This window comes from Aliirhizobium wenxiniae, from assembly GCF_019511445.1.
GTDB lineage: Bacteria > Pseudomonadota > Alphaproteobacteria > Rhizobiales > Rhizobiaceae > Neorhizobium > Neorhizobium wenxiniae_A.
The window spans coordinates 61,019-83,507 of sequence record NZ_JAEUAN010000010.1; the positions used below are offsets into that span (position 1 = coordinate 61,019).

The 22,489-nt window shown below is 59.2% G+C and carries 19 protein-coding genes; 8 read left to right on the top strand and 11 right to left on the bottom strand.

Annotated features, from left to right (window positions below; genetic code table 11):
• The first annotated feature begins 42 nt into the window (after positions 1-42).
• The 3 genes from JNB91_RS13860 to JNB91_RS13870 all read left to right on the top strand — a co-directional run bounded on the left by JNB91_RS13860 (position 43) and on the right by JNB91_RS13870 (position 2,755).
• Positions 43-765 (top strand): MarR family winged helix-turn-helix transcriptional regulator, encoded by a 723-nt coding sequence (locus tag JNB91_RS13860; protein WP_223218173.1) that lies wholly within the window; start codon positions 43-45, stop codon positions 763-765.
• Complete coding sequence (locus JNB91_RS13865) at positions 762-2,354, top strand: ABC transporter substrate-binding protein (protein ID WP_220326107.1); 1,593 nt, start codon at positions 762-764, stop codon at positions 2,352-2,354. The genes JNB91_RS13860 and JNB91_RS13865 overlap by 4 nt, the downstream gene beginning before the upstream one ends.
• 155 nt (positions 2,355-2,509) lie before the next feature.
• Positions 2,510-2,755, top strand: a complete 246-nt coding sequence (locus JNB91_RS13870; protein ID WP_220326108.1) for a DUF982 domain-containing protein — start codon at positions 2,510-2,512, stop codon at positions 2,753-2,755.
• A gap of 36 nt (positions 2,756-2,791) precedes the next feature.
• Here JNB91_RS13870 and JNB91_RS13875 read toward each other — a convergent pair whose 3' ends face one another.
• The 5 genes from JNB91_RS13875 to JNB91_RS13895 form a co-directional block, all read right to left on the bottom strand.
• Positions 2,792-4,075 (bottom strand): cystathionine gamma-synthase family protein, encoded by a 1,284-nt coding sequence (locus JNB91_RS13875; RefSeq protein ID WP_220326109.1) that lies wholly within the window; start codon positions 4,073-4,075, stop codon positions 2,792-2,794.
• A gap of 218 nt (positions 4,076-4,293) precedes the next feature.
• Positions 4,294-5,457, bottom strand: coding sequence for a sugar ABC transporter permease (locus JNB91_RS13880; protein ID WP_220326110.1), 1,164 nt, complete (start codon positions 5,455-5,457; stop codon positions 4,294-4,296).
• Positions 5,458-5,492: 35 nt separating this feature from the next.
• The gene (locus JNB91_RS13885) at positions 5,493-7,025 is read right to left on the bottom strand and encodes a xylose ABC transporter ATP-binding protein (RefSeq protein ID WP_220326111.1); all 1,533 of its coding nucleotides are present in this window, start codon (positions 7,023-7,025) and stop codon (positions 5,493-5,495) included.
• 63 nt (positions 7,026-7,088) lie between these two features.
• The gene (gene xylF, locus JNB91_RS13890) at positions 7,089-8,105 is read right to left on the bottom strand and encodes a D-xylose ABC transporter substrate-binding protein (protein WP_223218174.1); all 1,017 of its coding nucleotides are present in this window, start codon (positions 8,103-8,105) and stop codon (positions 7,089-7,091) included.
• 328 nt (positions 8,106-8,433) lie between these two features.
• A complete protein-coding gene (locus JNB91_RS13895) occupies positions 8,434-9,618 on the bottom strand; it encodes an AraC family transcriptional regulator (RefSeq protein WP_220326112.1) in 1,185 nt (394 codons plus the stop codon).
• 203 nt (positions 9,619-9,821) lie between these two features.
• On the opposite strand from JNB91_RS13895, the gene JNB91_RS13900 reads away from it, so the two are divergent.
• The 5 genes from JNB91_RS13900 to JNB91_RS13920 all read left to right on the top strand — a co-directional run bounded on the left by JNB91_RS13900 (position 9,822) and on the right by JNB91_RS13920 (position 15,548).
• Positions 9,822-11,075: an ABC transporter substrate-binding protein gene (locus JNB91_RS13900; protein ID WP_220326113.1), complete on the top strand. Its 1,254-nt coding sequence runs from the start codon at positions 9,822-9,824 to the stop codon at positions 11,073-11,075.
• A gap of 80 nt (positions 11,076-11,155) precedes the next feature.
• Positions 11,156-12,079, top strand: a complete 924-nt coding sequence (locus JNB91_RS13905; protein WP_220326244.1) for a carbohydrate ABC transporter permease — start codon at positions 11,156-11,158, stop codon at positions 12,077-12,079.
• On the top strand, positions 12,076-12,906 hold the full coding sequence (locus JNB91_RS13910; RefSeq protein ID WP_112456262.1) for a carbohydrate ABC transporter permease: 831 nt from the start codon (positions 12,076-12,078) through the stop codon (positions 12,904-12,906). The genes JNB91_RS13905 and JNB91_RS13910 overlap by 4 nt, the downstream gene beginning before the upstream one ends.
• Positions 12,907-12,910: 4 nt before the next feature.
• Complete coding sequence (locus JNB91_RS13915; protein WP_220326114.1) at positions 12,911-14,545, top strand: glycoside hydrolase family 43 protein; 1,635 nt, start codon at positions 12,911-12,913, stop codon at positions 14,543-14,545.
• A 4-nt stretch (positions 14,546-14,549) separates the two neighbouring features.
• Complete coding sequence (locus JNB91_RS13920; protein WP_220326115.1) at positions 14,550-15,548, top strand: ABC transporter ATP-binding protein; 999 nt, start codon at positions 14,550-14,552, stop codon at positions 15,546-15,548.
• A gap of 22 nt (positions 15,549-15,570) precedes the next feature.
• Here the strand turns inward: JNB91_RS13920 and JNB91_RS13925 are convergent, their stop codons facing one another.
• The 6 genes from JNB91_RS13925 to JNB91_RS13950 all read right to left on the bottom strand — a co-directional run bounded on the left by JNB91_RS13925 (position 15,571) and on the right by JNB91_RS13950 (position 22,485).
• The gene (locus JNB91_RS13925; RefSeq protein WP_220326116.1) at positions 15,571-16,983 is read right to left on the bottom strand and encodes an ABC transporter permease; all 1,413 of its coding nucleotides are present in this window, start codon (positions 16,981-16,983) and stop codon (positions 15,571-15,573) included.
• Positions 16,980-17,669 carry an ABC transporter ATP-binding protein gene (locus JNB91_RS13930; RefSeq protein ID WP_220326117.1) on the bottom strand — a complete coding sequence of 230 codons (690 nt, stop codon included), beginning with the start codon at positions 17,667-17,669 and terminating at the stop codon, positions 16,980-16,982. The genes JNB91_RS13925 and JNB91_RS13930 overlap by 4 nt, the downstream gene beginning before the upstream one ends.
• 4 nt (positions 17,670-17,673) lie before the next feature.
• Positions 17,674-18,150 carry a hypothetical protein gene (locus JNB91_RS13935; protein ID WP_430736278.1) on the bottom strand — a complete coding sequence of 159 codons (477 nt, stop codon included), beginning with the start codon at positions 18,148-18,150 and terminating at the stop codon, positions 17,674-17,676.
• A gap of 142 nt (positions 18,151-18,292) precedes the next feature.
• Positions 18,293-20,047, bottom strand: a complete 1,755-nt coding sequence (locus tag JNB91_RS13940; protein ID WP_220326118.1) for an alkaline phosphatase — start codon at positions 20,045-20,047, stop codon at positions 18,293-18,295.
• A gap of 154 nt (positions 20,048-20,201) precedes the next feature.
• Complete coding sequence (locus JNB91_RS13945; RefSeq protein ID WP_220326119.1) at positions 20,202-20,960, bottom strand: IclR family transcriptional regulator; 759 nt, start codon at positions 20,958-20,960, stop codon at positions 20,202-20,204.
• A gap of 175 nt (positions 20,961-21,135) precedes the next feature.
• Positions 21,136-22,485, bottom strand: a complete 1,350-nt coding sequence (locus JNB91_RS13950; RefSeq protein ID WP_220326120.1) for a gluconate:H+ symporter — start codon at positions 22,483-22,485, stop codon at positions 21,136-21,138.
• Between the last annotated feature and the right edge of the window lie 4 nt (positions 22,486-22,489).

A 22,489-nucleotide genomic window follows, 5' to 3' on the forward strand; every position in this document is an offset into this window, starting at 1 on the left:
ATCCATCTCCATTCTCCGTTTCGGCCCGCATGAGCAAAGAAATTGCAAGGTGAGGCCGAAACGCACAAAAAATATGCTTTCGCGCGCATTGTTGCGCCAAATGCAAAGTTCCATACGGGACTAAAAAAAGAAATTGACAGCCAATTAATGCAGCGTCAAGTTCCATACGGGACTAAATTGGAAATGGATGGAAATCGACGCGTGCGTGAAACGGATGAAAAGGCGCTGGATAATCTGTTGCGGGAAGGCGGCCTCGCTGCAGCCGGCCATCGCCATGTGGAAGATCTCGTTGCCGTCAAACTCTGGCAAAATCCATGCTGGCTGTCGTTCCGTATCAACTTCCTGGCGTTGCAGTTCAACGAGCCGATCTATCGGCGGATCGAGAAGGAGCACGGGCTCCCGCGTCCTGAATTTGTCGTGCTCTATTCGCTCGGCCTATCGGACGGGTTGACGGCAAGTGCCATCTGCAGCTCCTCGGGTTTTCCCAAGAATACGATCAGCCGCGCGATCCAGAAGCTGATCGACAAGACGATCATTCGCCGCGAAGTCGATCAGGCGGATTTGAGAAGCTTCGTTCTTTACATCACGGACGAAGGCAGACGCATCGTCGATCAGGCCATGCAGCCAATGGTGGAGCGGGAAAAGGCCATGGCCTCCGCACTGACGCCAGCCGAACAGCTGATGCTGTCGGAACTGCTCGCCAAGATCGTCGTGGATTCACCGAACTGGCCATTAATCACAAATATTGAGGAGAACGAAGAATGACGATTTCCAAGACATTTCGGACAGTTGCACTTGCAACGATGCTGCTCGGCGGCGTTTCGGGTGCGGCTCTGGCGGCCGATCTCACGATTGGCGTGCGTGCCGGCCCACTGTCCATCGATCCGGATTTCACCGCTGCCGGCACCCATGCCGAAGCGATGAAGCATATCTACGATTCACTCATCAAGTCGGGCAATAATCTCGAATTGGAACCGGGCCTCGCCACCTCCTGGACGGCGATCGACGATACGACCTGGGAGTTCAAGCTGCGCCAGGGCGTGAAATTCCATGATGGCTCCGATTTCACGGCGGAAGACGTGAAATTCTCCATCGAGCGTATTCCGAAGGTCGCTGGCCCCAACCCGACCACCATCTATGTCCGCCGCGTTGCCGGCATCGAGATCGTTGATCCCTACACGATCCGGGTGAAGACCGATGGCCCGGCGCCGAACCTGCCGAACGATTTCATCCGCCTCTTCGTCGTGTCGCATGTCGCGGCCAAGGATTATTCCGATAGCGCGGAAAAGGCGGCGGAAGGTTTCAATTCCGGCAAGGCCGCGATCGGTACCGGCCCTTACAAGTTCGTTTCCTGGACGCCGAAGGAGCAGCTTGTTCTTGAGAGCTTCGATGGTTACTGGGGCGGCAAGGAGCCGTGGGACAAGGTCATCCGCAAGGAAATCCCGAATGACGCGGCCCGTGTCGCACAGCTGAAGGCCGGTCAGGTCGATCTGATTGCCCGCATCCCGGCATCGGATGTGCCGACGCTTGAAACCGACAGCAAGCTCAGCATCGTGCGCCAGGACAGCGTTTATCTGTTCAACATCGCCTTCGATTTCCGCGAAAAGCCCCCGCAGGTCACGGCCAATGACGGTTCGCCGTTGCCGAAGAACCCCTTCCTTGATCCGAAGGTCCGCGAAGCTTTCGATCTTGCCATCGATCGCGAAACGATCACCGAAGTCGCCATGGAAGGCATGGGCACGGTGCAGTCGCAGCTCGTGACGCCGAATATTTTCGGTTACAATCCGGATGTGAAGGCACCGGCATCGGATGTCGAAAAGGCGAAGGCGCTGCTGGCCGAAGCCGGCTATCCGGATGGTTTCAAGGTCGTCTTCACCTTCACCAACGACCGCCTGCCGGGGGACAAGGATACCGGTACGACGATCGCCCAGATGCTGACGGCGATCGGCATTGACGTCGAGGCAAACGCGCAACCGGGGGCCGTCTATTTCCCGGCCAATACGCGCGGCGATTATTCGCTGACCATGTCGGGCTGGGGTACGCTGACGGGTGAAGCGAACTACACGCTGTCATCGCTCGTTCACACCAACGATCCGGCGAAGAAGCTCGGCGCTTTCAACATTCGCGGCTATTCCAACCCCGCGATGGACAAGCTGATTGAAGATGCTGCCGTGGAGATGGATGCCAAGAAGCGCGAGCAGCTGCTGAAAGATGCCAATGCGCTCGTGTCGACGGATCGCCCCAATCTTTCGATCGCCTCGATCATCTCCGCCTGGGGCATGAAAAAGACGATCACGATCACGCCGCGCTCGGACGAAGACACGCTTGCGATGAACATTCGCCCGGCGCAGTAAAAGTCTGGATGCAAGAACACGAGGCCGGGCAAAAAATGCCCGGCCTTTTTCGTAGGGCAAACTGCGGAAAGATGATGAGCAGGGTTGCGCTGCGCCTCGCCAGCGGCATTGAATCGGGCTAAGAGGCCTGCGGCTGCAGCAATGGAACGAGGTTCATGAACACGCCCTGGAAAAAACCGGTTGTCGTATCCGTTGGAGAACCACCGGAAGAGACCGTGATCGAGACGACGCAGGCCGCCGCCTGGGCGATGATCGAGGACTGGCCGACCGAGGATGGCACGTTTCTGGACAAGGCGCTGGAAGTCTGCGCCGCGGTCGATGCCGGCAAGAAGAAACCTGAAGACGCTCGGCAGGCTTTCGTCGATGCGGCCCGCGAGGCAGGCGCCCTCATCCGGGCGTAATTCGAGCGGTTTGCTGTGATGAATGGGCGCCTAGCGTCAGGCCTGGTCGAGCGCCTGTGTGAGATCCGCAATCAGGTCGTCGGGATGTTCGATGCCGATTGACAGTCGGATTGTCGATTCCAGTACCCCGATACGCTGCCGCACATCTGCGGGGACACCCGAATGGGTCATCGTGGCTGGGTGGGAGCCGAGAGATTCCGTACCACCAAGGCTGACCGCGAGCTTGATGATCTGCAGGGCGTTCAGGAAACGGAATGCGGCAGGCTGGCCACCTTTGATGTCGAACGAAAACGTGGAGCCGGCACCGCTGCATTGCGAGGCGAATACGCGTCCGACGGCCGATGCCGGGTCGGCAAAGCCGAGATAATGAAGCTTCGCCACCTTGGGGTGTTCCTTCAGGAAATCGGCGACCGCCTTGGCGTTGCTGTTTGCGCGTTCCATTCGGATCTGCAGCGTCTCCAGCGAGCGGCCGAGCATCCAGCATGAATGCGGATCGAGTTGTGTTCCTATCGATCCTCTCAGGGACCGTATCTGCGTGATGAGTGCCTTGCTGCCCAGCGCTGCCCCCGCGATCAGGTCCGAATGACCGCCCACATATTTCGTCAGGGAATAGAGCGAGATATCGGCGCCATACTGCAATGGACGCTGGAAGACTGGTCCGAGCAAGGTGTTGTCGCAGGCAACGATCGGCTGGTGTCCCTGTCGCTCGCCAATCCTGTCGGCGATTCGCCTGACCAGAACGACATCAACAAGGCCGTTGGTCGGATTGGCCGGCGTCTCGATCAGGATCACCGAAACACGCCCTTTCTTCATCGCCTCCTCGGCCGCGGCCGCAATCGAGCCTTCATCGACCCCATCGGCAAACCCGACAGCCGTAACGCCGAGACTGGAGAATGTCCTGGAGAGCAAGGTTTCTGTCCCGCCGTAAAGCGGTTGGGAATGGAGGATCACATCGCCCGGGCGGACAAAGGCAAGAAGGGTCGTCGAGATCGCGGCCATGCCCGAGGAAAAGACCGCGCCGCTTTCCGCACGTTCATAGACAGCAAGACGATCCTCGACGATCTCGCTATTGGGATGGTTGAAGCGCGAGTAGACCAATCCCGCGCCGCGGCCTTCCGGCGGCACCTTGCGGCCGGATACGTAGTCGAAGAAATCGCGGCCGTCTTCCGCCGACTTGAAGACGAAGGTGGAGGTCAGGAATACCGGCGGTTTCACCGCGCCTTCGGAAAGTTCCGGATCATAGCCGTAATTCAGCATCTGCGTTTCCGGATGCAGTTCGTGGTTGCCGATAGTCGTCTTCGATGGATGCGGCGAGGTCATGCTGGTCTCCTGACGCGACTTGATTGCGGCCAATGTGGCTCGACTGTCCCACTACATCTGGTGCAATTCGAAGCGGTTGGAAGATGATGCCGTTTGGATCTTTTTCCAGAGGCTACGACACCGAGGCTGCGTCCCAAACAGAAACCCCTGCCGAACCAATTCGGTTTCGGCAGGGGCTGCGCCGCATCCTGTTTCTTCGTTTGCGGGATGAAGCACCTTCAAAGACGCTTCACACCGGAAGAAATGATGTCGAGATAGACGGCGATGACAAGGATGATGCCCTTGATGATCTGCTGCCAGAACGTATCGACGCCGAGCATGGACATGCCGTTGTCGAGGCTTGCCATGATCAGTGCGCCGACCAGCGCACCGATGACGGAGCCGACGCCGCCGCGCATCGACGTGCCGCCGATGAAGCATGAGGCGATTGCATCCAGTTCACCGCCGAAACCGGCGGATGGTGTGCCGGCGGCCAATCTGGCGGTTGTGGTCAGTCCGGCCAATGCCGCCATCAGGCCCATCAGGCCGAACACGACCATCTTCACCAGATTGGTGTTGACGCCGGAGAGACGGGTGGCTTCCGCATTCGAGCCGACGGCATAGATGTAGCGCCCGAAGACCGTTCCCTTGGCGATGATGGTGAAGATGCCGAGCACGAAGAGAAGGACCAGAACGGGGACCGGAATGCCTTGATAGGAATTCAGGACCAGAACGAAGCCCAGGATCAGGACACCGATACCGACGAGCTTCATCACTTCCATGACCGGTGTCGGCACGCGGAGACTGTGCTGCAGACGTTTGCGGCGTGTTCTGAACGCCATGAATGCCAAGAGAAGAAAAAGCGCGATGGCACATCCATTGCCGAACCAGCCGGGGAGATAACCCTGTCCGATGTAACGCAAGCTGGGCGAGACGGGCGCGATGGTGATACCGCCGGTCAGCCCCAGCACCGCTCCTCGAAACGCCAGCTGTCCACCGAGTGTGACGATGAATGAAGGAATGCCGAGATAGGCGGTGAGCCAGCCGTTCATAAGCCCGAGGGCCGCCCCGGCCAGCAGGACAAAGGATATCGTACCTGCCAATGGCCAGCCATAGACCACGTCCAGAATGGCGGCGATGCCGCCCAGTAGCCCAAGCAGTGAGCCGACCGAAAGATCGATTTCCCCCGCCACGATGACGAAAACCATTGCGGCCGCCAGTATCCCCGTGATTGCCATCTGGCGAAGCAGGTTGGAGAAGTTGCGGGCCGTCAGGAAGCCGGAGACACCGGTATCGGCATTATAGGTGAGATATCCGAACAGTGCCCAGATCAGGCCGACGACGATCAGCAGGGCGACAATCTTGTTTTCGGAAAGAAATTTTCGAAGATTCATATTCGTCATGTTTAAAGCGCCTTCTACAGCGGTGACCGCAAAGTTCAGGCCATCTGTGTGGTCTGGCCCAAAGCCGCGGCCAACACATGTTCCTGGGTCAGGTTGTCATTGACGAAATCGCCGCGCAGCCGGCCTTCCCCGATCACGAGGACCCGGTCGGATATCCCGAGAACTTCGGTCAGTTCCGATGACACCATCAGAACCGCCACACCGGCCTTGGCGAGCGCGAAAATCAGTTTGTAGATCTCATATTTCGCACCGACATCGACACCGCGCGTCGGCTCGTCGAGGATGAGGATGCGTGGGTCCGGCAGCATCATCTTGGAAAGCACCGCCTTCTGCTGGTTCCCGCCGGAAAGCGAGGCAATGGGCAGCATCGGATCGGCCGTCTTGATCTTCAGACGCAGGATTTCCGCCTGTATCTGCGCAAGCTCCTCATGTTCGTCGATCAGGCCGAAAGCGGCAAAACGGTTGAGCACCGAGATCGTCATGTTATGTCCGACGCCGATGATCGGCAAAATGCCGCTTCGCTTCCGATCTTCCGGCACCATGCAGATCCCTGCCTTGACGGCATCGCGCGGCGAGCGGATCGTGATCTCGCGACCGTCGAGATGAACGCTTCCCCTGTGACTGCCGGGATAAGCGCCGAAAAGCGTCGAGACCAGTTCGGTTCGACCGGCGCCGACCAGGCCCGCGATCCCCAGAATCTCGCCCTTGCGGATCTGGAAGGAAACGTCATCGACCACTTTTCGCTCGGGATTGGTGACATCCCAGCAGGAGACATTGCGGGCCTCAAGAACGACCCCGCCGATCGCATGATCCTCCTTGGGATAGAGGTTCTTCATCTCGCGGCCGACCATCATCGTCACGATGCCGGCAGTCGTCAGCTCGCCGATCGGGCGTGTGCCGATATGAGTTCCGTCACGGATAACTGTCACGGTATCCGAGATTTCAGCCACTTCTTCGAGCTTGTGGGAGATGTAGACGCAGGCAAGACCTTCCGCCTTCAAGTTCTTGATGAGGTCGAGAAGGGTTCGGATTTCGGTGGCGGTCAATGCCGATGTCGGCTCATCCAGGATCAGCAGCTTGGCGTCCTTGTTGAGCGCCTTGGCGATCTCGATAAGCTGCTGCTTGCCACCGGAATAATTGAGAGCCGGCAGTGCCGGATTGATGTCATGGACATTCAGCTTAGCAAGCAGATCCTGTGCCCGCGCGTTCATGGCATCATAGTCGAGGAAACCGCGATTGCTGATCTCTGAACCGAGGAAGATGTTTTCCGCCACGGACAGATGCGGAACCATCATCAGTTCCTGGTGGATGATAGCGATGCCGGCCTTTTCCGTTTCGCGGATGGAAGAGGCCTTCAGTTCCCGCCCCTCCCACAGGATCTCGCCCTCCCAGCTGCCATAGGGATAGACTGCCGACAGGACCTTCATCAGGGTCGATTTGCCGGCTCCGTTTTCACCGCAGAGGCCAACACATTCCCCACGGCGAACCTTAAGATGAATTCCATCCAGAGCCTTTACACCGGAAAAGCTCTTGGAGATGTTCTTCATTTCGAGAAGAAATTCACTCATTATGCCCTCGTAATGATTGAAGGCCCCGGAACCGCTGTCGGGTCCCAGGGCCGTTCGCCTCGTTTACTTCAGGCCGATCTGTTCCTTGGTATAGAACTCATCCTTCACATAGACGTCGATATTTTCCTTGGTGACGGCGGTCGGCGTCAGCAACAGGGTATCCACGTCCTTGGTCCCGTTGTTGATCTTGGAATTGAACGCCGGCTTTTCGCCTTTCACCATCTGGACCGTCAGCTTTGCTGCTTCGGATGCGATCAGTTTCAGCGGTTTATAGACCGTAACGGTCTGCGTTCCGTCGAGCAGGCGCTTGACGGCGGCGAGGTCGGAATCCTGTCCGGAAACCGCGGTCTTGCCGGCAAGGCCCTGGGCGGCAAGCGCCTGGATCGCACCACCGGCGGTGCCGTCATTGGAGGCGACCACGGCGTCGATCTTGTTATCGGCAGCCGTCAGCGCATTTTCCATGATCGAGAGCGCTTCGGTCGGGCTCCATTCCTTGACCCATTGGGAGCCGACGATCTTGACCTTGCCTGCATCCACGGCGGCTTTCAGAGCCTTTTCCTGGCCGGCGCGCAGATACTTGGCGTTGTTGTCGGTCGGTGAGCCGCCGAGAAGGTAATAATTGCCCTCGGGCTTAACCTTCAGGACATTCTCGGCTTGCATGTAGCCGACCCGTTCATTGTCGAAGGAGATATAGGCATCGACATCCGCATTCAGGATCAGACGGTCATAGGAGAGAACCTTGATGCCGGACGCTTTTGCATCTGCAACAACCGCATCGAAAACTTTCGAATTCATCGGTACGATGACGATTGCGTCGACCCCCTGGGCGATGAGATTCTCAACCTGCTTGACCTGCTTTTCCTCATTGCCGTCAGCAGACTGGACGCTAACCTTGGCCCCGAGGCCCTCGGCTGCGGCAACGAAATAGTCGCGGTCACGAACCCAGCGCTCGACGCGCAGGTCATCGATCGAGAAGCCGATCACGGGCTTGTCGGGGGATGCGTTTGCCACGCCGGTGGTGGCATACAAACCGGCTGCGATCCCGAACGCTGCAGTCGTGAACAAAAGAAATTTCTTCATAACCTAACCTCCTCTGTGATGGCGGCCGTAACCGGCGCGCTTTCCAACACCCATGCTCGCCGAGCACGGGTCCGCAGGCCGGGGGATGCCCAGCCGCGGTCGTTGCCTCTTCTTATGGCGTGAAGCCACCTCCGTAACTTTTCCGCGAAGGCGCGGCAGTTACCTCCTCAAGATGCATTTGATACGAGGCTTTCAGCGGGTTGCAAGGCAGATATGATGCACGTACCTCAATTGCGACAATCTATCGCAATCATTAGCCGCGGCATGTTCAGGAGTTACTTGTAGAGGGGCCGAAAAACAGAACGCTGTCCGGCTTTGCATCCCCGCCTCAGTGCGCGCCCGTATTGCGCTGGTATTCGCGTGGGCTGCATCCGAGTTCGCGTTTGAATACGGTGTGCATGTATTGATTGCTGGTGAAGCCGCTCAACTCTGCCACTCTTTCCAGAGGAAGAGTGGTATCTGTCAGCAGCTTCTGAGCCATCTGAAGTCGATAAGCCAGCATGTCATCATGGACGGTATAGCCGAAGGCGCGACGGAAATGCGTTTCAAGTGTCGTGCGGGAAACTCCGACATAGGCTGCGACCTGGGCAACCTTTATGCCTTGGCCGGCGAACTGACGGATGTAGTGGCGTGCGCGCATCACGTAAGGATCGTAAACCGGCTGGTATCTGGAAGACATCTGCGCGTTCAACCCGGCCGGCGGAACGATCACGCGGTTCTCATCCAATGCAGCACCGATCAGACGGCGATGCAGCATGGCGGCAGCCGTCTGCCCCATGCTGCGCGTTCCCTGCCGCACGGAGCTGATCGGAATGCGCGTGAGCATGCGCAGCAGCGGGTCGTCGTCGATACCAACGATTGAGACCTGTTCGGGAACCGCGATATCGGCGAGGATACACGCTTGCAGGATATGGCGCGCACGGGAGTCCGTCACGGCAATCACGCCGATCGGTTTCGGCAGGCTCTTCAGCCAGGCGATAACATCGGCAAGGATGTCGTCCCAGTCCGGGCCGAATGTGCCTTGCCCCTTGAAGACTTCCGGCTTGGCACGATCCCGTGCGCAGAGTTTCAGATAGGCTTTCTCCCGTTCCTGCGACCAGCGGTATGAGCGGGTTTCCGGCAGCCCGTAAAAGGCAAAGTGTGGCAGGCCCATATCGACGAGATGGGTATAGGCTTCGGTCACCAGCTTTTCGTTATCCGTCGCCACGTAAGGGAAGTTGCGGGGATAGTCGGCATCCCGATGATAGGAGCCGCCGACGCCGATCACAGGTATCGATACTTCCGACAGCGCCTTGACGAAGTCGGGATCATCGAAATCCGCGATGATGCCATTTCCCGACCAGTCAGCGATACCCGCCACGCTGTCGCGAAAATCCTCATGTAGCAGCATATCCCAGACCGCACGTGTCGATTTCACATAATCACAGACGCCGGCAATGATTTCGCGCCCGTAATTTCCACGTGCCTTGAAGAGCAGCGCGACCTGATATTCGTTGCGTTTTTTCGCGGTCATCTCATCCTCCATCAGACCCCGCTTCATCGACGCTATCAACTTGGCGGCGTTTGCAAGAAAAACCTTCGCATTCATCAAGACTGTTAAAAATCATAACGAGGGGTGCAAAACCGCATGGTCTAGTCTCCACGCATGAGCCGGGGGTGGAGCCTCGGTTCGGAGGGATCTGGCGGCATCAGCCAGGCATATTGGAGGAAATTGTCATGAAATCATTTTGCCTCGGGGCCGCAACGGTCCTGGGATTGACTTTGGCTGGCTCGGCGCTGGCGGATGATGTCCGCATGCTGGCGATCGAGCCGAATGTTCCAGAAGGACGGCAATATTATCTCGACGTCGCCAAGGCGTATGAGGCGGCAAATCCGGGCACGAAGGTGCAGTTCGACTTCCTCGACGACACGTCGTTCAAATCCAAGCTGCCGACGCTCCTGCAGTCATCCGCGCGTCCAGACGCATTCTTCACCTGGACCGGTGGCGTGTTTGCGGAACAGGCCAAGGCTGGCGTGCTGAAAGATATCTCTGCCGAATTCACCGATGCCGACCGCAAAAATTATTCGCCTTCCGGCATCCAGGCAATGAGCCATGACGGCAAGCTCTACGGCGCACCGATGTATGCTGCGAGCGTCGTGCTCTGGTACAACAAGGCGCTTGTCGAAAAGGCCGGCGTTGACCCGAAGGCGATCAAGAACTGGGAAGACCTGCTTGCCGCCTCCAAGAAGATCCAGGGTGCCGGCATCGTCCCGATCGTCATGGGCGGCAAGGACAAGTGGCCGATCGCGCTCTTCTATGGCCAGCTCGCTGCCCGTATCGCGGGGACCGATGGCGTAGCCGCTGCAGACAAGGGCGAGAACGAAGGCTTCAACAATCCGGCTTTCATTCAGGCCGGCGAAGCGCTGAAGCAACTGGCCGATCTGAAACCGTTCCAGCCCGGCTATATGGATACGACACAGCCCAAGGCGGCCGGCCTGTTCGGCGACGGCAAGGGTGCCTTCTATCTGGCCGGTAATTTCCTGGTCGGCGCGCAGGCGCAGAATTCGGCCTCGGGCAAAGGCTTGAGCGACGATCTCGACTTCATCACCTTCCCGGCGGTCGAAGGCGGCAAGGGTGACCCGGCCGATACGTTCGGCGGCGTCAACGGCTGGCTGGTGACCAAGGATGCGAGCAAGCCGACGGTCGATTTCCTCAAATTCCTGACCAACAACAAGAACCAGACGGAAGGCGGGCGCCTGAAGATCTGGCTGCCGATCGGCACCGACGCCCAGTCCGGCATTGCCGACCCGCGCCTGCGTCGGATCGCCGAGGATCTTTCCAAGGCTCCGCATCACCAGCTCTATCTCGATCAGATGCTCGGTGCGAGCGTCGGTGCGGCCTTGAACGATGCTGCAGCACAGATCGTGACCGGCGACATCTCGCCGGAAGAAGCCGCAGCCCTCGTGGAAGAAGCGCGCGAAATGCGCTGACCCCCGCCTGATGTGGGCGTGGCGATGAGTTCGCCACGCCTCACGCAACACCGGACATATCGAGGAATGACATGACGACCATGACCGGCTCACGCCCGACGCTGAGCCCGGCGGCGCGCATTGCGCGCATGCACAAGCAGGGGAAGCTTACCGCCCTCCTTCTGTTCCTGCCGCCGGCCCTGGTGCTGTTTACCCTTTTCGTCATCTGGCCGATCTTCAACGCTGCCAACCTGAGCTTCTTCAAGTGGAGCGGTTACGGCGCGATCGACAATTTCATCGGCACCCAAAATTACCAGCGGCTTGCCAAACACTCCGTCTTTCATCAGTCGCTGTGGAACTCGCTGAAACTCATTCTTGCGTCGCTGTTCATCCAGATTCCGCTGGCGCTGACGCTCGCTCTTCTCATCTACAAGAAGACCTCGGCCAACACGGCTTTTAGGCTGATCTTCTTTGCACCTTATATCCTTGCCGAAATCGCCTCCGGTGTGATCTGGAGCTTTATTTTCGACGGCGATTTCGGGGTTTCGGGCCAGATCGCCGCCGCACTGGGCATCGACCCGTTCTACATCCTCGCCGACCGGCAATTCGCCTTCCTGGCCATCATTACCGTCGTGGTGTGGAAATATTTCGGCTATCACATGATGATCTTCATCGCGGCACTTCAGGCCGTGCCGGAAGACCTGCTTGAAGCCGCCGAGATCGACGGCGCGGGCCGCTGGCAGAAGGTCTTTTATGTCGAGCTGCCGCTGATCATGCATGCGATCAAGCTTTCCGCATTCTTCGCGATCGTCGGCGCGTTGCAGGTCTTCGATATCATCATTCCGCTCACCAATGGCGGTCCGTCGAACTCCACCCATTCGATCGTCAGCTATCTCTACACCTACGGGCTTGCGCAGCTGAATGTCGGTTATGGTGCTGCCGTCGGTGTCGTCCTGTTCATTCTCTGCATGGTGACCGCCTTCAGTTATCGGCGCCTCGCCATGGGTAAAGGAGGCGCGCTATGAACCGTCCCGGCTTCTTCCTGGCGCTTGTCCGCGCCGCTGTGTTGTCTATCGTGGCAGCGCTGGTCATCGTGCCGCTCATCGCAACCTTCCTCGGCGGCTTCAAATCCGTCGGCGAATTGCGGGCCTCACCCTTCGGCCTACCGCCCGTCTGGCGCGTCGAGACCTATACCGAAATCCTCGGTGGGTCGGTGTTCTGGGGCTATATCCAGAACTCGCTGATCATCTCGTTCTCAGCGGTGTTCCTCACCCTGATGCTGGCCTCGATGGCGGCCTATATTTTCGCGCAGATCCGCTTTTTCGGCTCGAAATATATCCAGGCCTATCTGCTGCTGGGGCTGATGTTCCCGTTCGCGACCGCGATCGTGCCGCTGTTCCTGCAGATCCGTGATTTCGGGCTTTTGGACAATCCGCTCGGCGTAATCCTGCCGCAGACGGCGTTCTCCATGGCCTTTGCGATCGTGCTTCTGCGCAGCTTCTTCCAGCAATTGCCGAAGGAGTTGTTCGAGGCCGCCTATGTGGATGGCTGCGGGTATATCGGTTTCTTCTTCCGCTTCACCCTGCCGCTATCGACGCCGATCCTTGCCACTGTCGGCACCTTCGTCTTCGTCCAGAGCTGGAACAACTATCTCCTGCCTCTGGTCGTGATCAACGACAGCGCAGGCTACACCTGGCCGCTCGGCATAATGCGCTATCGCGGCGAGTTCATGGTCGAGTGGAACCGCATTCTCGCCTTCGTGTCGCTGACCATCCTGCCGGCGCTGATCTTCTTCACCTTCACCCAGAAATACATCGTGGCCGGTCTCACCCGCGGCTCCGTGAAAGGATGATCTCATGACACCCGTAATCCGAAACCCGATCCTGCCCGGCTTCAATGCCGACCCTTCGATCTGCCGCGCCGGCGACGACTACTATATCGCCGTGTCTACCTTCGAATGGTATCCGGGCGTGCAGATTCACCACTCGCGTGATCTGGTGAACTGGCGTCTCGTCACGAGGCCGCTCAACCGAGCTTCGCAGCTCGACATGCGCGGCGATCCCGACAGTTGCGGCATCTGGGCGCCATGCCTCACCTATTCAGACGGCCTTTTCTGGCTGGTTTACACGGATGTGAAGCGCAAGAGCGGCTCGTTCAAGGATGCGCATAATTATGTGGTCACCGCGCCTTCGATCGAAGGTCCGTGGTCGGACCCGGTCTATCTAAATTCCTCCGGTTTCGATCCGTCGCTTTTTCATGATGACGATGGCCGCAAATGGCACGTGAACCTGCTCTGGGATCATCGCGGTCGTCCATCCCGCTTCGGCGGCATCGTGCTGCAGGAATATGATCCTGTCGAGAAGAAGCTGGTCGGGCCGATCTCCAACATTTTCAAGGGATCGCCGCTCGGTCTTGCGGAAGGGCCGCATCTCTACAAGCGAGACGGCTGGTATTACCTGATCGTTGCCGAGGGCGGCACGGGATATAGCCATGCCGTGACGATGGCGCGCTCACGCAATCTGACCGGCCCTTACGAACTGCATCCCGATACCCATGTCGTCACCTCTCGTTTCCACCCGGATGCAACACTGCAGCGTGGCGGGCATGGCGATTTCGTCGAGACGCCGGATGGCGGCATCTACATGGTGCATCTGTGCAGCCGCCCGCTGCCGGGCCTTTATCGGTCGGTCCTAGGCCGTGAGACATCCATCCAGAAATGTGTGTGGGGCGATGACGGCTGGCTGCGTTTGGAAGGCGAAAAATTCGTGCCGCAGGACGAAGTTCCTGCCCCGAACCTGCCTGCGCATCCGTTCCCGGCGGAACCGGAGCGGTATGAGTTCACCCCTGAAAACGGCTTACCGCTGGCTTTTCAGTGGCTGCGTTCTCCCTATCCCGAACGGCTGTTCTCACTGACCGAGCGTCCCGGCCACTTACGCCTCTTCGGTCGAGAGTCTGTCGGTTCCTGGTTCGAGCAGTCGCTCGTTGCGCGACGCCAGACGGATTTCGATTACGATGCCGAAACGGAAGTCGATTGCGATCCGACCTCGCATCTGCAGATGGCCGGACTGATCGCCTACTACAATCGCTTCGCCTACCACTATCTCTGCGTCAGCCATGACGAGAAGGCCGGGCGGTCGCTGCAGATCTTCTACTGCAACGGCCAGTGGCCGAACGGCATGACCATGCTCGGTCTGGACAATCCGATTTCCGTTCCGGACGGTCCGGTGCGTCTGCGGGTCGAGGTGCGCGGCGCAGCCCTGCGCTTCTTCTACATGAAGGATGGCGCCTGGACGCGGATCGGCCCGGTTCTCGACAATTCCGTCCTCTCCGACGAAAGCGGCGAAGGGGAGCAGAGCAAGATCACCGGCTCGTTCGTCGGCATCGGCAATTTCACCGGCGCATTTGTCGGCATGGCGGCGCACGATCTCGGCGGACTGGCGATGCCGGCCGACTTCTCACATTTCACCTACAAGAACCTTCCAAAGGAATGATCCGATGGCCGTTGTCGAATATCAAAACATCAAGAAGGTCTTCGGTGCGGTCACCGTCATTCCGGATGCCTCGCTGCATATCCCGGACGGATCCTTCACCGTTTTCGTTGGTCCATCGGGCTGCGGAAAATCGACCTTGCTGCGCCTGACGGCGGGGCTTGAGGAAGCAACCGACGGACGGATTTTCATCGACGCGCGGGATGTGACCGAGGAACGCCCGACCGAACGTGGCATTGCCATGGTCTTCCAGTCCTATGCGCTTTATCCGCATATGGATGTGGCCGAAAATATCGGTTTTGCGCTGAAGATGGCCAAGGTTCCAAAGGCGGAAATCAAGGCCAAGGTCGAGGCTGCTGCCGACGTGCTGCAGTTGACGCCGCTTCTCAAACGCAAGCCGGCGGAACTCTCCGGCGGTCAGCGGCAGCGCGTCGCCATCGGCCGTGCCATCGTGCGCCAGCCGAAGGTTTTTCTGTTCGACGAACCGCTATCGAACCTCGATGCGGCGCTGCGCACGCAGATGCGGGTCGAACTGGCGCAGCTGCACAAGCGGCTCGGCGCAACGATGATCTATGTGACCCATGACCAGGTGGAGGCGATGACGCTGGCCGACCAGATCGTCGTGCTCAACAAGGGGCTGATCGAGCAGGTCGGTGCGCCGATTGATCTTTACAACAGGCCCGAAACGCTGTTCGTTGCAGGCTTCATCGGCTCGCCTAAGATGAACTTCTTCACCGGGCCGCTGGCTGCGGCAGTCGGCGCGAATACGCTTGGTGTCCGGCCCGAGCATCTGGATGTCGATCGCAAGAGCGGAGTTCTTTCTGGCAGCGTGCAGTTCTCGGAACGGCTGGGCAGCGACACTTATCTGCATGTTGCAATCGACGGGATCGGCATCGTCATTGCTCGTGCGGTGGGCGATGCGGTCTATGGGGCAGGGGAAACCGTATGGCTTTCCTATTCGCCCGAGATGACGCACCGCTTCGACGAAGCAGGCAAGCGCCTTTAACGGATGATCTCCTGCGCGCCGATCAGGCGCGCAGAGCGGTTGCCGGGGACTGGCGATAGGCTAGCAATGCCGGCACGGCTGCCAGAACGCCGGCGAAGCCGAGGAACACCAGAGCCAGACGCAGATCCTCACGCGTAAACCCGACCGGCAGGATGACGCCACTCTTGGCCGCGAACATCTGCGCGCCGATTTGCGCGGCTGTGAGCCCGATCAGGAAGCCGATGCCGATGCCGAGTGCCACGAGCAGGAAAAGCTCCAGCCAGACGATGGTAAAGACGGAAGCGCGGGGCGCACCGAAGGCTCGCAACGCACCGATCTGCCGCCGCCTCTGGCCCACATGGATGACCGTGACCAGAACCAGCGCTGCTGCAACGAGCCCTTGAGAGCCGGCAGCGACCGCGCTCAGGATCATCTTCGCATCCCCGAGCGTCGCATAAAGCCTCGTCAGCACTTCGCCGGGAAACACGCCGAGCGTGCTGCCGGTTCGGTATTCCTGCCGCAGCCGATAGGCATCGGCAATCGTCTTCGGCTTGACGAGAATGGCAGGAAGGCCGGGTGTCGATGCACCAAAGGTTTCGACGATCGGCGCATCCGGATCGATACTGCCGTGATGATCGTCCTCGATATGCGCGGAGGACGCAGCGCCGAGTGCAAAGGCGGTTTTTGGTGGCTGCGGGGCGGGCTGTTCGGCGACTGTCTGGACGTGCTCCGCTACACCTCCGGTATGCTCCGCTTCAGTATGGGTGCCACCTTCCTCATGATGTTCGTCGCCTTCATGGGCGTGGTCGTGACCATCTCCATCGTGATGCTCTTCCTCATGGCCATGCTCTTCGCCAAGACCATGGACGTGCCACACGGCCTGGATCGGCACGAGAATGGCGCGATCCCATGGCGTGCCGGTCGGCTGCAGCTTTCCGGCGACCTTATAGGCCGGACCTGCATGGGTGTGGCCACCCGTCTCGGCCGTGCCGTGCATCGGCTTGATTTCCGCGCCGAGCGGCAGGTTGACGGCTGCACCCAGAACCGCTTCGCCTTCCAGGGCAAACATCCTGCCCTCGGCAAAACCGGGTGTTGTGCCGGCAACGAGTTTCGTGGTCGTGCCTATGATCGGATAACCGGCAAAACTGTCGCCGAAGCCGACCGGGGCTGCCCAATCGACGCGTGGATCGGCCGAAAGCTTGGTCAAGATAGAACCATCGACCAGAGGCAGGGGGGCGGCCTGCAGGAAGATGGAGGAGAGGACGAGTTGTGTCTCGCTGCCGGCGGCGCCGACAACCAGATCGAACTTGTCTGCGGCGCGGGCACTGCCGAGACGCAGCGAGCGCTCCTGCAGCGTGACGGCGACGCCGAGTGCGGTGGCGAGCGCCACCAGAAGCACCACGACGGCACCGCCGAGCCAAAGGCGACGTAGATCTGCAAGGATGAACCGGATCATGCCGCCATCTCCCCGGCCTGCGTGTCGCCGACAATCTGGCCGCCTTTCAGCGACAGGCGACGGCCAAGTCGTTCTATGAGGCGCGGGTCATGGCTTGCGACGATCAAGGTCGAGCCGGCATCCGCAGCGACCGACAGAAGAAGATCACCGACCGCCTCGCCGCTTTCGAGATCGAGGCTGGCGGTCGGCTCATCGGCGATGATGACGCCCGGCTTGCGCAGAAGCGCGCGGGCAATCGCAACACGTTGCATCTCACCGCGCGACATGGTTTCGACATGCTGTTCGGGCCGCTTGAGGCCGACCGTTTGAAACAGCATATGGGCGCGTTTGACCAGATCAGCCGTCGCCACGCGCGAAAGGCGCGCCGGCAACAGAATGTTGTCGAGCGCCGATAGGCCAGGAAACAGATGAAAATCCTGCATGACCAGGCCGATATTGGCGGCGCGCCAGCGGTCGCGCCTGCCTTCGGACAGATCCGCAAAATTCTGGTCGCCCCAGAAGACGTGGCCGGCGCGCGTGCGTTCAAGGCCGGCAATGATGTTGATGAGCGTACTCTTGCCCGAACCGGAACCACCCGTCAGGGCAACGCCGCTGCCGGCTGCGATTTCGAGATGATCGACGGCAAGAACCGGTGCCGTCAGGCCGGGAAAAGAGACGGCGAGATTTTCAATTTTCAGCGACAGCATGTTTTCAAACCGTGGCGTATTCGGCCTGGCGAATACGAAGAAGACTGACGAAACCGGTTTCCGGATCCGTCCAGGAGCCCATCTCCAGCGTGCCGCGCACTTCGATCGTCTGGCTGGGCTGGGTGAAGGTCTGCTTTTCGCCGAGATAGACGACGACGATATTGTCGGGCCAGTCGCTATCCGTCGAGCAGAAGGGGCAGATCGACATCGGGATTTCGGTGAGCACGAAGAACTGGGCCTCAGCCTTCAGCGGCGGCGCCATGAAACCGCGCATGGCGATGTCCTTGCCATTCAACTGCTTGACCTTGTCGGAGAATTCCAGCCCGAGAACGCTGATCTTGCCGTAAAGCTCGTCAAAAGTGATGTCGCTATTGGCACTCGCACGGCCGGCAGCAGCCAGCATGGGCAGGCCGGACACGAGGCCGAGTGTCATGGTAAGCGCCTGGCGGCGATTGAAACGCGCAGGATTAAGCTGCTTCATGACCCTTCTCCTTCCTGAAATATTCGCTCATCGTCACGCGGGACGGCGGACAATGCAAGACGGACAAAAACTGAGAATAGCCGAGCCCGGAAAAATAGGATGAGGGCACGCCGGGTCGGCGTACCCTCATTGTTTTCAGGTCTTAGTTGGTCTGCTTTGCGCCAAGCGCGAAAGCTTCGGCCAGAGCCTTGTAGACGTCGCTCTGTTCCATGTAGCCACGGAAACCTTCGGCGCCGGGGCCTTCGGCCTGGAGAACGATATCGTCAACGGCGTGAACACCGCTGTCAGCGCTCTTCGGGATGATGCCGGTTACGAGAACCGCGCCGGGAACATCCTTGTAGGCTTCGTTGGCGACATATTCCTTCTTTTCGTTCTGGATGGCCGGGACGAACGGAGCGTCAAGCTTCGGGCGGAAGGTTTCGTAGTGATCCGGGCCGTTATTGGCGTTAAGGAACAGGCGACGCGAGACGTCGACCTTGTCCGGATAGCCGTCGCCGTCCTTGTCTTCGTAGTTGGGGAAGCCGGCTTCGGCATAGGTGCCGACCTTTTCGCGCATCTCTGTGCCCGGCTTTTCGTCATCGACGGTGCCGATGATGGAAACGCCGTGCGTGTGGTCGCCGGTGACGACGATCAGCGTGTCGGGGTTCTTGGCGGCGAATTCGCGGGCAACGCCGATCGCCTTGTCGAACTCAATCGTATCGACGACAGCGCGATCCCAATCGAGCGGGTGGGACATCTTGTCGACGTTTGCGGCTTCAACCATCAGGAAGAAGCCGTCCGGGTTCTTCGACAGGTTGTCGAGAGCAACCTTGGTCATTTCGACGAGGCCCGGCTGTTCCGGGAATTTGCCGACGGTGCCCTTCTTCAGGAACTCACGGTCAAGCGTCGTGTCCATGTTACCGGTGTGGAACAGGCCGAGGATCTTGCCGGTGTTGCTGCCGGCAGCGGTTGCCAGTTCGCCCTTGCTGGTTGCCAGCGTGTAACCGGCTTCCTTGAACAGGGCGATATAGTCCCTGTCGTCCTTGCGCTTCGAGCCGGCAGTTGCCTGCGGCAGGAAGTAGGCGGAACCGCCGCCGAGAACGACTTCCGGCTTTACGTCGAACAGCATGCCGTTGATTTCGGCCTTGTCGCCACGCTTGCGGGTATGGGCAACGACGGCGGCAGGGGTCGCGTCCTGCAGTTCGGCGGTCGAGATAATGCCGATCGACTTCTTGGTCTGGCGACGCAGCGCTTCGGCGATGTTTTCGACCTTCGGGTCGTCCATCGAGGCCGGCGTACGGTCGGCGTAGACGCCGATGGCGTTCACGGCGGTCTTGTGGCCGGTCATGTAGGCCGACATGGTGTTGGCGCTGTCGGTGGCGACGGCGTCGGTGGCCGAGGTGCCGATGAAGGCTGCCGGCGGAACGTCGTCCATGTTGAGGCGGCCATTGGCCTTACCTTCGGTCATGCCCTTGGACATGATGCGGGCAGCGGTGCGGTGAGCGACCGAAAGGCCGTCGGCGATCAGGAAGATGACGTTCTTGGCCTTGGCCTGTTCCGGCGTGCCGTAAACGGTCCAGGTGATGTTCTTGGTTTCGCTGCCGGCGGCAACTTCGACCTTGTAGTCGCCGGCATTGGCAAGCGTCACGCCGCGCAGGATGACGGCCGAACCGAGAACCTTGTCTTTGTTCTTCTCTTCGGCGACGAATTCGACTTGCCCGCCGAGCGTTGCCTTGTAATCCTGGCCGTTGACGGTGATCTTGACGTCTTCCGGCTTTACGACAGCGTCGAACTCGACTTTGAAATCGAACGGCGAACCCGTCAGGATCGTCGCGCGATCAAGCGGATAAACTTCGGCGGCCTGGGCGGCGCCGGCAAGAATGGTCGTGGCGACCAAAGCTGAAAAAAGAGTGCGCATATTCCCCTCACGGACATGTGAAAAAACGACATCCCCTCCTAGTCCTGCCATGTGACAGTTGCATGACTGGCGCATTCGAATGCGGATCGGAAAAAGTCGTCGCGGAATTGGCGTGAGGCAAAGCGCTCGTCGGAAAGGCCGATGGAAACCGGCTTTACGAGCGGTGACCGATCAATGCGGAAATTTCGCTACCTATCGACTTCAGAAGGCCGACATAACGCTCGAAATCGCGATTATTGACGATTGATGTCAGCGTCGAAAGGCTGATCGCTGCGGTGATCTTGCCCTTGTGATCGAAAATCGGCACGGCGGCGCAGCGCACGCCTTTCACATGTTCCTGTTCGTCGATCGCGAAACCCTGTTCGCGGACGTTGGCGATCTCCTGCAGGAAGGTGTTTTCACCGGTGATTGTGCGTGGTGTCATCGGGTCGTAGGAATAGTCCTGCAGGATGCGCTTTCTCGCCTGCTCGTCCTGGAAGGCGACAAGGACCTTGCCCATGGCCGTACAGTGAAGCGGCAATTGCCGGCCGATCCGCGAATAAGTGATGATTGCAGCCTGGCCCTCCACCTTGTCGATATAGACGCCGTGGCCGGCATCGAGGATGCCGAGATGGGTCGTCTGGCCCGTCTTTGTCGAAAGATCGACGAGAAAGCGATTGCAGGCCGTGCGGATATCGATCGAACTGATGACGAAATTTCCGCGCTCGACCAGTTTCATTCCAAGGCGATAACGCCCGTTGTCTTCGTTCTGATCAATGTAACCGCGAGCCTGCAGGGTTTTGAGCAGCGCATGCAGCGTGCTCTTGTTCAATCCCGTCCGGGCACTGATGTCAGTGATCTTCATCTCCTTGTTCTGGTCGTCGAACAGGTCGAGGATCTGGAGTGCTCTGTCTACGGATTGGATTGTCGGCATGCTACCCGCTCGGCTGGGGGCAATCCGGTCTAGGCGGCTTGCCCGGAAATGGACTCGCAAGCTCTAACACACATTTCCCTGTCTGACAGGTATGCGACTTGTCGCGCAGCTCGTTTGGGGATTTGAGGCATGAGAAAATTGGCGGAAGGCGCCGGTAGCGCCTTCTGCCTCGTCTTCAGGTGATGATCATGCTGATAAGGAGGATAACAGCAAGGCCAACCACTGAAACCAGCGTACTGAGGACCGTCCAGGTGAGGAAAGTCTCCTTCATGCTGAGCCCGAAGAACTCCTTGAACATCCAGAAACCTGCATCGTTGACATGCGACGCTATGGCGCTGCCGGCACCCGTGGCGAGCGTTACGAGAGCAAGGTTTGCCGGGTTGTCGGCGAGGACGGGAATGACGAGACCCGCCGTCGAGATGGCTGCGACCGTGGCAGAACCGAGCGAGATGCGCAGGATGGCTGCAACACCCCAGGCAAGCACGATCGGCGAAGCGGCGCTGCCGGCGAACATGGTCGCGATGTAACCGCCGACACCACCATCGATGAGGACCTGCTTGAAGGCGCCGCCGCCGCCGATGATGAGCAGCATCATGCCGATATGCGAGACTGCCGAACCGCAGGAATTCATCAGGTCACGCATCGGAATGTTGCGGTTGAGACCCATCGTGTAGAGCGCAACGAGGATCGAGATCAGCATGGCCGTCGAGGCGTCGCCGACGAGCCGGATGAAGGCGAAGGCGCTGTTGTCGCCAAGCCCCATTTCCGTCTGGATGATCGTCACGATCGTGGCGATCGACATCAGGATGACCGGCAGCATAGCGGTGAGCACGCTGACGCCGAAACCTGGCATTTCGTCGTCGCCAAAGGTCTTCTGGCTGCCGATCGATGATAGGTCGCCGACGCGGTTATATGCGCTCGGTACGATCTTCCTGGCGACCTTGTTATAGAAGGTGCCGCCGACGATGACTGTTGGAATGGCGATGATGATGCCGTACAGCAGAACCATGCCGATATTGGCGCCGTATTCGCCGGCGATCACGGTCGGGCCGGGATGCGGCGGCAGGAAGGCGTGCGTTGCGAGAAGCGCTGCGACCATCGGCACGCCAAGGCGCAGGGCGGAAATCTTCATCTGGCTGGCCATGGTGAAGATGATCGGGATGAGCAGAACCAGACCGACTTCGAAGAACAGTGCAATCCCGATGATGAAGGAGGCGATGACCACGGCCCATTCGACGTTTTTGGCGCCGAAGCGATCGATCAGGGTCATGGCGATACGTTGTGCGCCACCAGCATCGGCAATCAACCGGCCGAGCATGGCGCCGATACCGAAGATCAGGGCGATATGGCCAAGCGTTCCCCCGATGCCGCCTTCGATCGATTTGACGATCTTCGGGAAGGGGATGCCGAGCGCAACGGCAACCCCGAAGGATACGATGATAAGCGATACGAAGGTGTTGAGTTTCAGCTTCGTAATGAGGATGAGGAGAACGATGACCCCCACGAGAATAATGAATAACGGCATATGT

Excerpts from the sequence above, each read along its gene's own strand:
- JNB91_RS13925 (WP_220326116.1), bottom strand. The coding sequence starts at position 16,983 with ATGATCCGGTTCATCCTTGCAGATCTACGTCGCCTTTGGCTCGGCGGT.
- JNB91_RS13865 (WP_220326107.1), top strand. The coding sequence starts at position 762 with ATGACGATTTCCAAGACATTTCGGACAGTTGCACTTGCAACGATGCTG.
- JNB91_RS13945 (WP_220326119.1), bottom strand. The coding sequence starts at position 20,960 with ATGCCGACAATCCAATCCGTAGACAGAGCACTCCAGATCCTCGACCTG.
- JNB91_RS13930 (WP_220326117.1), bottom strand. The coding sequence starts at position 17,669 with ATGCTGTCGCTGAAAATTGAAAATCTCGCCGTCTCTTTTCCCGGCCTG.
- JNB91_RS13900 (WP_220326113.1), top strand. The coding sequence starts at position 9,822 with ATGAAATCATTTTGCCTCGGGGCCGCAACGGTCCTGGGATTGACTTTG.
- JNB91_RS13910 (WP_112456262.1), top strand. The coding sequence starts at position 12,076 with ATGAACCGTCCCGGCTTCTTCCTGGCGCTTGTCCGCGCCGCTGTGTTG.
- JNB91_RS13935 (WP_430736278.1), bottom strand. The coding sequence starts at position 18,150 with ATGAAGCAGCTTAATCCTGCGCGTTTCAATCGCCGCCAGGCGCTTACC.
- JNB91_RS13940 (WP_220326118.1), bottom strand. The coding sequence starts at position 20,047 with ATGCGCACTCTTTTTTCAGCTTTGGTCGCCACGACCATTCTTGCCGGC.
- JNB91_RS13895 (WP_220326112.1), bottom strand. The coding sequence starts at position 9,618 with ATGACCGCGAAAAAACGCAACGAATATCAGGTCGCGCTGCTCTTCAAG.
- JNB91_RS13920 (WP_220326115.1), top strand. The coding sequence starts at position 14,550 with ATGGCCGTTGTCGAATATCAAAACATCAAGAAGGTCTTCGGTGCGGTC.
- JNB91_RS13875 (WP_220326109.1), bottom strand. The coding sequence starts at position 4,075 with ATGACCTCGCCGCATCCATCGAAGACGACTATCGGCAACCACGAACTG.
- xylF (WP_223218174.1), bottom strand. The coding sequence starts at position 8,105 with ATGAAGAAATTTCTTTTGTTCACGACTGCAGCGTTCGGGATCGCAGCC.
- JNB91_RS13950 (WP_220326120.1), bottom strand. The coding sequence starts at position 22,485 with ATGCCGTTATTCATTATTCTCGTGGGGGTCATCGTTCTCCTCATCCTC.
- JNB91_RS13870 (WP_220326108.1), top strand. The coding sequence starts at position 2,510 with ATGAACACGCCCTGGAAAAAACCGGTTGTCGTATCCGTTGGAGAACCA.
- JNB91_RS13915 (WP_220326114.1), top strand. The coding sequence starts at position 12,911 with ATGACACCCGTAATCCGAAACCCGATCCTGCCCGGCTTCAATGCCGAC.
- JNB91_RS13885 (WP_220326111.1), bottom strand. The coding sequence starts at position 7,025 with ATGAGTGAATTTCTTCTCGAAATGAAGAACATCTCCAAGAGCTTTTCC.
- JNB91_RS13905 (WP_220326244.1), top strand. The coding sequence starts at position 11,156 with ATGACCGGCTCACGCCCGACGCTGAGCCCGGCGGCGCGCATTGCGCGC.
- JNB91_RS13880 (WP_220326110.1), bottom strand. The coding sequence starts at position 5,457 with ATGACGAATATGAATCTTCGAAAATTTCTTTCCGAAAACAAGATTGTC.